This is a genomic window from Candidatus Poriferisodalis sp. (assembly GCF_965208485.1).
GTDB lineage: Bacteria > Actinomycetota > Acidimicrobiia > Acidimicrobiales > Poriferisodalaceae > Poriferisodalis.
The window spans coordinates 3,772,459-3,786,874 of record NZ_OZ242344.1; the positions used below are offsets into that span (position 1 = coordinate 3,772,459).

A 14,416-nucleotide genomic window follows, 5' to 3' on the forward strand; every position below is an offset into this window, starting at 1 on the left:
GGCTGGGTGGGCCGGCTTGTCGGGCCAATCCGGACGCGGTACGGCGGGGTTGTAGGGTCGCGTGTTCGGCGGTCTTTGAATCACCCCGGTTTTGGTGGAGGCTCTGTTCCTTGAGAGGATGGAGCGATGCCAGGAAATGGGAGATATCCAGTCGAGCTGCGTGAGCGCGCGGTGAGGATGGTGCTGGAGAACCAGCGTCTGTATGGGTCTCAGTGGGAGGCGATCTGCTCGGTCGCCGGCAAGCTGGGCCCGACGGCGGAGACGGTGCGCAAGTGGGTGCGTCGTGCTGAGATCGACGGCGGCGTCCGCCCGGGGTGAGCTCGGCGGATCGTGCTCGGATCACCGAGCTCGAGCGCGAGAACCGTGAGTTGCGCCGGGCGAACGGGATCTTGAAGGCGGCGTCGGCTTTCTTCGGGGCGGAGCTCGACCGCCAGTCTCAGAGATAGTGGCGTTCGTGGACGTTCACCGGGACCGGTTCGGGGTCGAGCCGATCTGCGCTGTGCTCGCCGAGCACGGTGTCGGGATCGCCCCGTCCACCTATTACGCCGCCAAGGCCAGGCCGCCGTCGGCTCGGGCGCTGCGGGACGCGTGGCTGCGCGTCGAGACCGCCAGGGTGCACAAGGCGAACTACGACGCTTATGGGGCGGCGAAGGTGTGGGACCACCTCAACCGCGTCGAGGGCGTGCGGGTGGCGCGCTGCACTGTGGAGCGCCTCATGGGCGAGCTGGGCCTGCGGGGCGTGCGGCGGGGCGCAAAGGTGCGCACCACCGTCGGCGGTCCCGACGCCGAACGCCCCGACGACCTCGTCAAGCGGGACTTCGCGGTGCCGGCCCCGGACCGGCTGTGGCTGGCGGACCTCACCTATGTGCGCACCGCAAGCGGCTTCGTGTACGTGTCGTTCGTGATCGACGCCTACAGCCGCCGCGTGATCGGCTGGCAGGCGTCGCGGTCGATGCGCGCCGACCTGGCCCTCGACGCCCTGGAGATGGCCATCTCCGCTCGCCGCCGCGACGGGCGCTGCATCGAGGGGGTCACCCATCACAGCGACATGGGATCGCAGTACCTGTCGATCCGCTACAGCCAGCGGCTCGCCGACAACGACATCGTCGCCTCGGTCGGCTCCAAAGGCGACAGCTACGACAACTCCATGATCGAGAGCCCCAACGGGCTCTACAAATGGGAGCTCATCTACCCACGCGGACCCTGGCAAGGACTGTCCGACGTCGAGTTCGCCACCCTCGAATGGGTCGACTGGTACAACCACCGACGCAGCCACAGCGCCCTGATCGCCGGCCGCGGCAACTACACCACCCCCGCCGAACACGAGACCACCTACCACCGTCAACACAGCACAGCCACCCCGGCCGTGACACAACAACCCGAGTCTCTACAAAACACGGGGTGATTCATTGCGCAATACGCAATAGTTGCGCAATGATGGAGAGCATGTCCGACTCATCGTTTCCCGGATCAGGTGTGAGGCCGTGCTAGGAGATCACACCAAGCCAACTCCACGGGCCGCTGAGATGCATGCGACCGGTATCGACATGGCCCCCTCTGGTTCCCGCGACCAACGACGCCGATCTCGATGGGCAGTCAAGCCGCTGCTGCAGGCCGTCGCGGCGATGGCCTGCGCCGCTGCGGTGCTGACAGCAGTGCCGGCCGATCGCGTCGGCGCAACGGTGACACGCGTGGACTCGGAACGCTTCGCCTTGGCAGCGGAGAACTCCGAGCCGACCGGCCTGTGGTCCGACGGCACCACCATGTGGGTGGCCGACTTCAATATCGAGAGGATCTTCGCCTACGACATGGAGACCAAGGCTCGGGACATGTCCAAGGAGTTCGTGATCTCCAACGACTCCCCGAACGCGTCCACGCGCCCGTCGGGCCTGTGGTCCGACGGCACCACCATGTGGGTCGTCGACTGGGCTATCAGCTTTGACGGCGTGAGCAGGACACGTGTCTACGCATACAACCTGACCGACCCCGATCTTGCTCTCGGAGAACGGGTGACCAGCAAGGATGTCAACCCGACCCCCCATAACAGCTCAGATCGCAACATCAATCCATCCGGGATGTGGTCCGACGGCGAGATTCTCTGGCTGGGCCACGAACAGCGACTGAACTTGCAGGCGTACCGGCTCTCCGACGGCGGCGCGGTGGTCGACAGGGACTTCTTGGACGACACGTACTTTAGTCCCAGTTTCCATTCCAGCGTCGACTCGTGGTCCGACGGCGACGTCATCTGGATCCTTCGCGACGATCTGTTTTCCATGGCCAATATCAGTGCATACGACCTCGACACCAAGGAAAAGCGCATTGACTTGGATTTGGGTTATCTTCCTTGGAACTGGGTCCGGGGCATGTGGTCTGACGGCAGCACGATGTGGCTCTCGACTGGGACGAGCATCGAAGCGATCGCGATGTCCGCCGAGCCTCCGGCCGAGCCGGCGAACTTGGTCGTCACGGGGGGGGACGCGGTCATCACTGCGAGCTGGGACGCGGTCACCGAGTCCGGCAGCAGCGCAGTGGCCGAATATCAGCTGCGTTACCGCTCCGGGAGCTCGGGGCCGTGGACGACGATCAGACGCTCATCGCCGCTGGCGACCACCGAGACGATCAACGGGACCAACGGCACAGTCTACGAAGTAGAAGTACGCGCCAAGAACAGGGAAAAACCCAGCGATTGGGTCCGGGGCTCGGCTGCGCCGGCTCACGAGCCTGCGGCGGGGACACCGGGACCGCCGAACGACTTCGAGGTGGCCGCCAGCGCCAGGGGCTCGTTCGAATTGAGCTGGAAGGCGCCCGACACGGTCGCCGGGCAGGCCGCGGTGACCGGCTACAAGATCCGCTATCGCGAGGTCCAGTTCGCCCCGCGATCTGATTGGGCGGAGAGAACCGAGGACTCTCTGACAGCCGATGGGAACGGCGTGTTCACGCTGACGGTCGAGGATCTGCTGGGCCTCGTTCCGTACGACTTCACGCTGCAGGCAGTCAACAGCGTCGGTGCGGGCGGTCAAGCGGTGACCACCGCAGGCGGCATCGACTTCGAGGCTGTCGGCATCGAGGCTGTCGCCGGCATATGGTCCGATGACACGTCGTTGTGGCTCGCTCCGTTCACCGAGGCCATCGGTCCGGAATCGGAGAACAAGCTGTTCGCATTCGACAGCCAGACCGGCGCTCGTCGAGCCTCCGACGATATCGACCTCGGCGAGAATTTCGATGTGAGGGGCATCTGGTCTGACGGCACGACCATCTGGGCGTTCAGCAGCGGCACCGCGCGCGGCTATTCGAAGAGCACCAAGGCGCGTGATGCGTCCAAGGATCTCAGCGTGAGCGTTGAGTCGCCCGGACAGTCCACGCAGGAGGCGTGGTCCGACGGCACGACCGTCTGGGTGCTCGACGACGGCTTGGACAAGGTGTTCGCATACGATCTGGCATCCGGCATCAGGCGGCGTCACCGGGACATCACTCTGGATGCGAGCGACAATCTCGGCATCTGGTCCGACGGGACGACTGCGTGGATCAGCGAGCCGAGGTCGCACCGGCTTGCGGCGTACGACCTTCAGACAGCAGAGCGCGACGCGGACTTGGACGTCTCGATCCCGACAGTGGAGGGGGCGCAAGGAGAGTTTCTTCCGATAGCGGGCAGGTTGACTCCCCAGACAGCGCTCTGGTCCGACGGCGACACCATGTGGGTGGGCGGGCATCAGAGAATCGTCGGAGTTCGGCTGCCCGCTCGGCCGCTGCGTCCGGGTGCGCTGACAGTGGCATCGGGCGACACCGAGCTCGAGGCGAGTTGGGATGCCTCGGCTTCGGACTTCGTCGACGCCTATGAGGTCCAGTACTGCGGCACAGACGACTGCGACACCGACACCGACTGGACATCGGTCACCAGAAGCGATGACACCGCGCTGGCCGAGACCGTCACAGGTCTCGTCAACGGCACCTACTATCAGCTCAGGGTCAGGGCCGTCGACAACGACGGGCGGCACGGCTACAGCGGATTCGCCAGTGCTTGGGTGCAGTCCGCGGGCACGCCGACAGCCGCCGGAGCGCCTTCGATGCCGCAGAGCCTCACGGCAAAGGGAGCGGTGGAGCTGTTCGACGAGGATCCCGACGAGGATCCGCTGGACCCGGTGCTCGAGGACCGCGCCATAGCGATCTCTTGGGATGCCGTCACCGGCGCGGCATCGTATGAGCTGCGCTGGCGCCGTCTCGACGGCGGCAGCGGGACTTGGTCCACGCTGGCGCCGTCGCCGACGGCTGCGGAGGCTCGGCTTGCCCGGCTCGCGACGGGCGCGCTCTATGAGATCCGGGTGCGCGCCGTCGATTCCTCAGACGTGCCGGGTCCGTGGGCGGTGACTCGGAGCCGCGCCGGCGAGGGCTTCTATGTCTTGAGCGGAACGTCGCGGTTCGCGATGGACGTGTGGAGCGACGGCACCACTTTGTGGGTGACGGACCAAACCACGCCGTCGTTGATCAGGGCCTACGACTTGGCGACCAAGCAGCGAGATCCCGACATGGACTTCGACAGCCTGCCCTTGCAGCGGCCGCGTGGCCTGTGGGGAGACTCCTCATCGATGTACGTCGTCGAGTCGGCCACCTGGCACTTCCGCTACTACGGCGATTACGGCGTCCATCAGATCAGCCGGAGCGGGCGCACGGTGTCGGATTCGTACCCGCTGCGGCCGCTCACCGATTTCCTGTCGGAGAACGCCGGCATCCGGCAGCCGTGGGGCGTGTGGGGCAACGCCACGACGCTGTGGGTCGGCGACACTTACTCGGAGAAGATCTACGCCTTCGACCTGAACACCGCGGCGCGAGACCCAGCGAACGACTTCACTGACCTCGGCCGCGCGCTGCATCCCACGGGGCTGTGGTCGGACGGGACGACGATGTGGGTTGCCGAGTCGCTGCACAATCGCGTCTACGCGTTCAATATGGCGACCAAGGAGCGCGACGAGACACGCGACATCGTCTTGGGCGTCAACTCGGGGAACCTCGCCGGGCTGTGGGGCGATGCGAGCACCATGACCATGTACCTGCTCGTCGCGATCCATGACGGCCTGGGACGCCGATCGCAGATCATCACTCGGGTGCTGCCCGCTCCTCCCGATGCGCCTCTCAACACCCGTGCGGAGTCGGGTGATCGGTCGGCGACGCTGACGTGGCAGCAGCCCACGACCAAGGGCAGCAGCGAAGTCCGGTCCTTTGACGTGCGTGTCACGGCGAGCGACGACGGCGGAGAAGACCAAACGGCTGAGCAGACGGCCGTACCACAGTTCAGCGGCACTGTTCTCGGCGAGCGGGTCGGACGCAGCAGCGGCGAAACCGGTTCGCTCCCCCGCAATGACCCCAGACGCACGGATCAGACCATGCTGGTGATCGACAATCTCGAGAACGGGCATGAGTATGTCGTCGAGATCCGGGCGAACAACGAGCAGACCTCAGGCGAGTGGGCCGAGACGAGCGTCGTCCCGGTGGGGCCGGCGTCGGCTCCTAGAAGTCTCACCGCGACACCGGATCGGTCGACGGATCTGCTGCTGAGCTGGACGGCGCCTGTGACGGACGGGGGCAAGGAGATCACCGGCTATGAGGTGCGATACCAGCTGACCGGCGCTGCTGCAGATGACTGGACGACTCAGTCGACGACGCTGACGCCGACGGCCGTGGGATTTGAGGCGCGCGTCTCGGGCTTGACGAACGGGCAGTCGTATACCATCCAAGTGCGCGCGGTGAACGGTTCTAACCAGGAGAATCTGTGGGCCTCCGTTTCAGCGACTCCGCTCGCTGTCCCCGATGCACCGGCAATGGTGCAGGTGACGCGAGGCAACCGGCAGCTCGAAGTGCGCTGGGCCGCGCCGACGGCTGTGCCCGAGGTGATCGACTACACGGTTCGTTACCGGATTCAGGCCGAGGCGGGCGAGCCGGAGACACCGTGGGTGACGGACACCACTGCTGCGTCGGGGTCGCCGTGGACCGTCGAGGGACTGCGCAACGCAGTGACCTACGAGGTGGCGGTGCAGGCCCGCAACAGCGCCGGCAGGAGTCAGTGGTCCAGCGTCGCGACGGGTGTCCCGGCCGGAGCGCCCGGAGCGCCCGTCGCGGTGTCGGTGCTTCCTGCTGAGGCTTCATTGGTGGTGTCATGGTCGCCGCCGCTCGACGATGGCGGCGAGCCGGTGACGAGATACATCGTGCGGTATCGCGTTGCCGAGTCTCAGGGGACATGGACGGAAAACTCTGTCGGTACCGTTACCACCGGCCATGTGCTCTCCAGATTGGCAGACAACACGGATCTGGAGAACGGCACGGAATACGAGGTGTGCATTGCGGCCGTGAACAGCCTGGGTCAAAGCCCGTGCGCTTCGGGGAGTGGGACTCCGGTGGGGGTTCCTGACGCGCTGTCCGCGTCTGTCGGCGTTGTTGCTGACGGGACGATCATGGTCACATGGCAGCCGTCAGGCGACAACGGCAGCGCGATTGTGGACTACCGGGTCAGGTACCGTGCGTCAGGATCAGGCGGCGATTGGACAGAGGCAGCAACCGTGGCAGCCGATGCCGACCCGCTGCAGTTCACCATTGACATGCTGGATAATGGCACCGCCTACACCGTGCAGGTGCAGGCTCGCAACAGCGAGGGCTACGGCCCGCCCGCTGGCTTCACGGTGACGCCGTCCTCTGTGCCCGATCCGCCCGATGTGGTCATCACCCGCGGCAACGCGATGCTGGACGTCTCGTGGACTGTCGTCGACGACGGGGGACTCCCAATCACCCAGTACCGCTTCCGGCACAGAGGAACCGGACTGCAGGACAGCGGCCCGCTGGCCGGATTGCCGTATGAATGGTCCGAGGAACGGTCAGTCGACGCTGGGACCTTGGAGACAGAGCTGTTGAACTTGGTGAATGGCGTTGCCTATGAGGTGTGTGTGCGGGCGCGCAATCGCAATGGCACCAGCGATTGCGTGCTGGCCACCGCAACTCCCGCCACCGTGCCCGGACCGGTGCGAGATCTGCAGGCCGAGCCGGGAAATGCTCGTGCAGGTCTCGACTGGATGCCGCCCGCCGACGACGGCGGAACACCGGTGACCGGCTACGAAATCGAGTTCTACGAGGCTGACGAGACACAGGAACCGAAACTTCTCGACTTGGCGGCACCCGCTATGGCCGCAACGCGAATCGGCACCACGCTGACATCGCTGTCGAACGCAGCCGAGCACGAGATGCGGGTGCGAGCCGTCAACGTCGTGGGTCCGGGCGACTGGACTGAGGTTTCGATCACGCCGCTCGACGCGCCGGGCAGGGTGGAGATGCTGGAGGCTGAAGAACTGCCCGCCCAGTTGACGCTGAGATGGCAGCCGCCCCTCAACGGTGCCGAGACGCAAGTCAGCGGCTTCGAGATCGAGTACCAGCGAGCGGACGCCGCCGCGGGCTGGACCGTGGTCCCCGAGGCGGTACCCGACATCGACGCTCTCACAGGCACTTTGTCCTACGTCATTGACGGGCTCTCGGGCGGGGTTCGCTACCGGATGCGAGTGCGGGCCGTGAACGGCGCACCCACGCCAGGTCCTTGGGTGACCGTTGAAGGAGCGCCGGCCCCGCTGCGCGGTCTGTCCGTGACGCGTGCGAGCGCGTCTGAGAGTGCCGGCGAACTGGTCTTCATGGTCGTTCTCAGTGCGCCCACCCGTGCAGACGTCTTGGTGGAGTACGCCACACGCGATGCCACGACGGCCGACGGGATCGACAGCGAGCGCATCGCCCTTGCCGGCACCGATTACACGTCTGCCAGCGGCACCCTCACCATCGCCGCTGGTGAGACCGAGGCGTCGATTGAGGTGACGATTGACGATGACGAAGACGAAGAAGACACCGAGCAGTTCATCCTGTCGCTCTCGCAGCCTTTCAAGGCATTCCTGAGCAGCCAGAGCACGGCGACCGGATACATCGTCGACGACGACGCAGTCGAAGCAGAGGTGACCCTCATCTCATCTCGCGGCGGTGCAGTCGACGAGAACGATGTCGGTGGTGGTGCTGTCGGTGGTGGTGCTGTCGGTGGTGGTGCTGTCGGTGGTGGTGCTGTCGGTGGTGGTGGTGCTGTCGGTGGTGGCGGCGACAGCGGCGACGACAACGACAGCACCGCAACGGTGATTCTGGCGAATGGCTGGAGTCCCCCTGACGTGGGCGTCGCAACGGCTCTGGCCGCACGCACAGAGCAGTCTGCGGTGATCTTCACCACAGCGGAGAGGCTGTCGCGAGTCTCGGCCGAACTGCTCGAGGAGTATCGGCCGCAGCGCATTGTCGTTGTGGGAGGACCGGCCGCGGTGAGCGGCACTGCGCTGACCGAGGCCCATCGCAGTGGCGGCCGCAACGCACCCGAGCGGATCACCGGCATCGACCGCGCAGCGACAGCCGCTGCTGTTGCGCAGCACGCGCTGGGTGAACCCGGTGCCACAGGAGCGGTAACGCTCGTGATCGCAAATGGCTGGAGCCCGTCTGACATCGGCGCCGCGGCAGCTCTGGCCGCGCGGACACCGCGCAGCGCAGTGCTGTACACGGCAGCGGATCGCCTGCCCGAGCGGACGGCGGCGGTCATCGCCGAATACCAGCCGGAGCGCGTCGTCATTGTCGGCGGGACTGCTGCGGTGAGCGCAGATGTCGAGAACGCAATCCGCATGGCGGCATCCGATGCCAGCGATGTCGGCATCGAGCGCATTGCGGGCGCTGATCGCGCCGAGACGGCAGTGGAGGTGGCTCGACGTGTGCTGCCTGCTGTCAGCACAACTGACGCGGAGGGCGAGCCGGCCGAGATCGTCTTGGTCATCGCAAATGGCTGGAGTCCGCCCGATATCGGTGCAGCCGCGACGCTCGCGGCAGCGACGCCCGACTCAGCGGTGGTGTACACCCGAACCGCCGAGCTCCCCGCCGCAACCGTCATGCTCGTCGCAGAGCTCCAGCCTCGGCGCGTCGACATTGTCGGCGGCGCCGCCGCAGTCAGTCCCGACGTCGAGGCTGCTGTGACGACTGCCTCGCCCGATACGGACACCCGTCGCTTCACCGGTGCCACGCGGACGCACACTGCCGCCAGCATTGCCCGGAGGATCCTCGGCCGCCCGTGATCGGCGTGCGTTCGGCCGCCCGCTGAACGCACGCCGATCACGGCAGCCCCTGCGGTACCCTCGCTGCTCTTACGGCTTTGGCGCAGCGGCGGCGACTGAACCATGTTCCCACATGCCCCAGCGGCCGCCTCGGCCGCTCACCCGACGGTCTTGGTGGTGGATTTCGGCGCGCAGTACGCGCAGCTGATCGCCCGGCGGGTGCGCGAGGCGCGGGTCTACTCCGAACTCGTTCCCCACACGATCAGCGCCGCCGAACTGGCAGCGCGTTCGCCGACGGCGATCATCTTCAGCGGTGGCCCTGCCTCGGTGCATGTCCACGGCGCCCCCGGGATCGATCCCGGTGTCTATGAGCTGGGCGTGCCGATCCTGGGCATCTGCTATGGGAGTCAACTGCTGGCTCGCGACCTCGGCGGCAGAGTGGATCGCAGCGGGCGCGGCGAGTACGGCCGAACCACGCTGACCAGTTCCGGGGTGTTCTCTGATCTGCTCGCTGACCCCGGCGACAGTGCGGCGGCGGCCGAGCCAGTGTGGATGTCCCACTTCGATGCTGTCACCGAGCCGCCCGAAGGCTTTGCGGTCACGGCTTCCACGGCCGGCAGCCCCGCCGCGGTGATCGAAGACCCCCGGCGGCGCTTCTACGGCGTGCAGTACCACCCTGAGGTGATGCACACCCCCGGCGGCCAGGCCCAGCTCGAGCGATTCCTGCATGGCATCTGCCAGATCAATTCCGAGTGGACGATGGCCAATGTGATCACCGAGAGCATCGAGGCCATCCGGGCCCAAGTCGGCTCGGCTCGGGCCATCTGCGGGCTGTCGGGCGGCGTCGACAGTGCCGTGGCCGCTGCGCTCACCCAGCGGGCCATCGGCAGCCAGCTCACCTGCGTCTTCGTGGACACCGGGCTCATGCGCGCCGGCGAGGGCGAGCAGGTCACCGAGACGTTCCGGCGCACGCAGGGGATCGAGCTGATCCATGAGCGGGCCGCCGACGAGTTCTTCGAGGCGCTGTCGGGCGTCACCGACCCCGAGGACAAGCGCAAGATCATCGGCGAGAAGTTCGTGCGCATCTTCGAGCGGGCGGCCGGCGGCATCACCGACGCCCGTTTCCTGGTGCAGGGAACGCTGTATCCCGACGTGATCGAATCAGGTTCGCCCACCGCGGCCAAGATCAAGAGTCACCACAACGTGGGCGGATTGCCCCCCGACATGACCTTCGAGCTGGTGGAGCCGCTGCGGAACCTGTTCAAGGACGAGGTGCGTGCGGTGGGCGCCGAGCTGGGTTTGCCGCCCGAGATCGTGCAGCGCCAGCCGTTTCCCGGGCCGGGCCTGGGCGTGCGCATCGTGGGCGAGGTCACGCCCGAGGCAGTCGAGACGGTGCGAGCGGCCGACGTGATCGTGCGCTCCGAGATCGCCGCGGCCGGACTCGACGGCGAGGTGTGGCAGGCGTTCGCCGTGCTGGCCGACATCCGCAGCGTCGGCGTGATGGGCGACGAGCGCACTTACGCCCGGCCGATCATCGTGCGTGCGGTCACCAGCGAGGACGCGATGACGGCCGATTGGGCTCGCCTGCCGCACGAGTTGCTCGAGCAGATCTCGTCGCGCATCGTGAACGAGGTACCCGGCGTCAACCGCGTCGTCTACGACATCACCTCCAAGCCCCCCGGCACGATCGAGTGGGAATAGCTCCTTGGCGAGATAGGGCAGCGGACTAGGGAGTTGGCCGACGCGCCAGACTGCCGCCTTGGGTCGGCGCTGTCGGACGAGAATGGACAAACGGACATCCCTGCCGCGCTGGCGGCGGGCCGGCCGGATGCCCGAGCACACGGCTTCACCAACTACGAGAACTTCGAAGCCCGCGGCATCCTCGTTGCCTAACCTGACCCCGCCGAGCCCAGCAGCCCCATCCCACAAAACCGCGAAGGCTCGACATTTGAGCTATGTCGGAGTATGCATGCATTGGCTCGGTTAAATTGACATTAGACACTAGACAAAATTGACGTCAGAATGCTGTCAGAAGTCGCCTTCTGGCCTAGGATGAGCAAATGGAATATGTCGAGCGTCGAGCACAGCAGCAGCTCCATGCCGCTCTCGACACGTTCCGGGTCGTGGTGCTGCACGGTGCGCGGCAATGCGGCAAGAGCACGCTGGCACGGGTCGTGGCAGCCGAGCGGGGCGGCACCTACACCACGCTCGACGATCCGGCGGTCCGCGCTGCGGCTCTCGACGATCCGCTGACGTTCCTGCTCAACCAGCCTCACCCGCTGGTGATCGACGAGGTCCAATTCGGCGGCGATCCGCTGGTCCGCGCAGTGAAGATGGCGGTAGACGACCACGGCGAGCCAGGACGCTTCCTGCTGACCGGTTCCACGAACTTCTTGACCGTGCCGACCATCAGCGAATCGCTGGCGGGCCGCGTGGCGATTGTTCAGCTCTGGCCGCTGTCGCAATCGGAGCTGGCGGTGCACGCAGCTCGCGCCCGCGGCGACGGCGGGACGGACGGATCCAGTCGCCTTGGCTCTGACACCGCCGATGGCAGTTCCGCAGCGGCAGGTTGGTTCCGAGGCGAATTCCGGCTCGGAAGTTCCGTAGATACGACCCGCGACGGCTACCTGCGACGGCTGTGTCGCGGTGGCTACCCCGAGCCATTCGAACTGGAAGGAAGAGCGAGACAGCGCTGGTTCGACAGCTACGTGACCACGGTGCTGAACCGCGACATCGTGACATTGGGGGCGGTGCGAGCGGTGCCGGCGATGCATCGCCTGATCCGTCTCGCTGCCGCAAGCACCGCTTCGGAGACGAACCTCGCCGACTGGTCCCGGCGTCTGGGCATCGATCGTCGCACAGTCGAGAGCTACCTCGGCTGGATGCGCACCGTCTTCTTGGTGCATGAACTGCCGGCTTGGGCGCGAAATCGCACTCGCCGGGCTATCCGGCGACCGAAGTTGCACATGGTCGACACGGGTCTCGCCACGGCGCTACTGCGGCTCGACGCTGCTGCGTTGCGTCACCCCAACGCCACGTTGACCGGTCCTCTCATCGAGACCTTCGTGGTCAACGAGATCGTCCAGCAGATATCAGCGGCCGACGAGGCGATTGACTTGCATCACTTCCGTGACAACGCAGGCCGCGAAGTCGATCTCGTGCTTGAGCGCCCGGACGGACGTCTGGTTGCTGTCGAGATCAAGGCGTCAGCTTCGCCGGCACCGTCTCAGATGGCCAACCTGACATGGCTGCGGGATCTCATGGATCGAACCGAGTCAGGATCGTTCGCAGCGGGCGTGTTGCTGCACACGGGCAACCATGCGCTCAAGCTTGGCGACCGTATGTATCTGCTGCCGATCGAGCACCTGTGGACCCGGTGACCACGTCGACCGGTCTGCGGGCGCACCTGCCGGGGCTCCAAGCCCTCACCAAGGGCTGACGAACTCAGTAGGTCGGGTTGCCCTAGGTCTCGTCGAAGACGATCTCCGACAGCGGCAGGCGGTCCAGCTTGCGCGGGAACGGCGTCGACCGGTCTGCGGAGGTAGTCAAGGTGCCCGGTTTCGGCAAGTTTCCGTGGCACGAGGACGCGCCGGAGTGTCCGCCTTGGGTGGCCTTGGCGCCTGGGTACTTTCAGTGGGGGCCGCCGTCCCTCGTCGAGGCGGACCGCGCCCGTGAGCTGCAAGCAAGATTCGTTGGCCGATCTCCTGATGAGTGGCCGCTGTTGCCCGAGGCGCCACGCGTGTGTCCCAACCCTGTAGACCCCTCTCCACCCATGTACTTCGACGACCAACCGCATCTGACGGGGCTGAGGGTCTACCGGTACCGCGAGGGCTGCCTGATCGCGCAGTGGGCGCCGATCCCGCCCGACCTGCCCGCAGTGGTGGGGCCTTGGGACGCCTATGACTATGAGTCCGATCCGTGGGCGATCTGGGCCTGCATCACATGGGGCGGCAATCTCGGGGTCGCTGGATGCTCGAGTCATCTCCCGCACTACGACCGCATCGCTGAACTGAGTGCGACTCACTCGCCACCTCCACGCCGCATCGACTTGGGCGAGCATCAGTAGCGCCGGCTCGCGGCTGTGCGGGAAGGCGCGCAGCGGGCGCAGTCGTCTTGCTGGGGGCGCGGTCGGATGCGACCTGCGTGTCATTGCCGGACCTGCATGCATGCTGCGGGGGCTTCGGTCGTAGCGGGCAGAATCTGTGTCCTGATGCGGCGGCAGGTTCGGGTTCGGTTGGCGGTGGTGGTGCTGGCGGTTGTGTTGGTGTCGGCGTGCAGCGGGGAACCGGGTGTGTTCGAGGCTTCGGGTCATGAGCTGTGGGGGCCGCCGAGCGAGGCTGAGGTCGCGGCGGCGCGGGAGCTGCAGCGGGTGTATGCCGGGGGCGGCACTGATGTGTTCCCGCCGATCGATCCTGACGCGCCGTGTCCCGAGGATGTGCCCGACGGCGACACGTATGTGGTGGTGTATCGGGTGCGGCGCGGATGCCTGTGGTCCCAGCAGGCCCACGAGGCTTGGATTCTCGACAGCTACAGGCCCGACATCGAGCGGTACTTCGAGTCCGACCCCTTCATCGTCGCGGTGCACAACGAGGGCATGCCGAGGCACGATGGGATGGAACTGTTCTCGCATGAGGTGCTGACCCAAGCCGACGAGTACAGCTGCCACCGCTCGGTCTGGAGGTATCGCGGGTATGGGAACATCGACAGATGGGGTGTGCTCGAGCGCGGGTACAGGAGGGGGTGGTCTCCGCAGGTTGTCGTGGCGCCGTTCTGGGGCAGGTTCCCGTGGCATGAGGGTGTACCGGCGTGCCCGCCGTGGGTGGCTCGGGCGCCTGCGCATCTCACATGGGGATGGCCGAGCGAGGCCGAGGCGGCCAGCGCGCGTGAGCTTCAGGCAGGCTTTGTTGGCCGGCCGCCTGATGAGTGGCCGCTGTTGCCCGACGCGCCGTTCGCGTGCCCGGCTCCGACAGAGCCCGACGATGGCTACGGGCAGCAGGCGGTTGTGTTGAGGGTCTTCAGATTCCGCCGAGGCTGCCTGACTGCTGAGTGGGGACTGGGCGTTCGGGGATTCCTGCCGGGAACTCACGGGCCGTGGGAGGTCTACGACTACGGGTCCGATCCGTGGGCGATCTGGGCGTGTGTCCCGGACTCTGAGAGTGCCGAGTCGGTCGGTTGCGGCAGCGGTTTGCCGCACAATGCCCGTATCGCCGAGTTGCTCGAGTCGTACTCGTCGGCCCCGAATCGCATCGACTTGGGCGAGCAGCAGTAGCAGCGGGCAATAGAGGCACGCATCCGGTGCGCGAGCCGCTGGGCGGCTTGCG

The 14,416-nt window shown here is 66.3% G+C and carries 6 protein-coding genes, 1 pseudogene and 1 other annotated feature; all 7 genes and pseudogenes read left to right on the top strand.

Annotation, left to right across the window (positions count from 1 at the left end):
• Positions 1 to 126: 126 nt before the first annotated feature.
• Positions 127 to 1,405 (top strand): annotated as a pseudogene (locus ACOGXQ_RS17435) (IS3 family transposase).
• Positions 404 to 532 (top strand) — a sequence feature (AL1L pseudoknot). Its footprint overlaps the pseudogene before it by 129 nt.
• 121 nt (positions 1,406 to 1,526) lie before the next feature.
• Positions 1,527 to 9,116: a fibronectin type III domain-containing protein gene (locus tag ACOGXQ_RS17440; protein WP_419944873.1), complete on the top strand. Its 7,590-nt coding sequence runs from the start codon at positions 1,527 to 1,529 to the stop codon at positions 9,114 to 9,116.
• 102 nt (positions 9,117 to 9,218) lie between these two features.
• Entirely contained in the window at positions 9,219 to 10,796 is a 1,578-nt protein-coding gene (gene guaA, locus ACOGXQ_RS17445) for a glutamine-hydrolyzing GMP synthase (RefSeq protein WP_419944874.1), read from the top strand.
• A gap of 33 nt (positions 10,797 to 10,829) precedes the next feature.
• On the top strand, positions 10,830 to 10,988 hold the full coding sequence (locus tag ACOGXQ_RS17450; protein WP_419944875.1) for a hypothetical protein: 159 nt from the start codon (positions 10,830 to 10,832) through the stop codon (positions 10,986 to 10,988).
• Between the two features lie 167 nt (positions 10,989 to 11,155).
• The gene (locus ACOGXQ_RS17455) at positions 11,156 to 12,475 is read left to right on the top strand and encodes an ATP-binding protein (protein WP_419944876.1); all 1,320 of its coding nucleotides are present in this window, start codon (positions 11,156 to 11,158) and stop codon (positions 12,473 to 12,475) included.
• Positions 12,476 to 12,603: 128 nt separating this feature from the next.
• A complete protein-coding gene (locus ACOGXQ_RS17460) occupies positions 12,604 to 13,161 on the top strand; it encodes a hypothetical protein (protein WP_419944877.1) in 558 nt (185 codons plus the stop codon).
• A gap of 144 nt (positions 13,162 to 13,305) precedes the next feature.
• Positions 13,306 to 14,364, top strand: coding sequence for a hypothetical protein (locus tag ACOGXQ_RS17465; RefSeq protein ID WP_419944878.1), 1,059 nt, complete (start codon positions 13,306 to 13,308; stop codon positions 14,362 to 14,364).
• The last annotated feature ends 52 nt before the right edge of the window (positions 14,365 to 14,416 follow it).

Bases quoted from the DNA above. Each gene is read 5' to 3' on its own strand.
- ACOGXQ_RS17440 (WP_419944873.1), top strand. From the start codon at position 1,527: ATGCATGCGACCGGTATCGACATGGCCCCCTCTGGTTCCCGCGACCAA.
- guaA (WP_419944874.1), top strand. From the start codon at position 9,219: ATGTTCCCACATGCCCCAGCGGCCGCCTCGGCCGCTCACCCGACGGTC.
- ACOGXQ_RS17455 (WP_419944876.1), top strand. From the start codon at position 11,156: ATGGAATATGTCGAGCGTCGAGCACAGCAGCAGCTCCATGCCGCTCTC.
- ACOGXQ_RS17465 (WP_419944878.1), top strand. From the start codon at position 13,306: ATGCGGCGGCAGGTTCGGGTTCGGTTGGCGGTGGTGGTGCTGGCGGTT.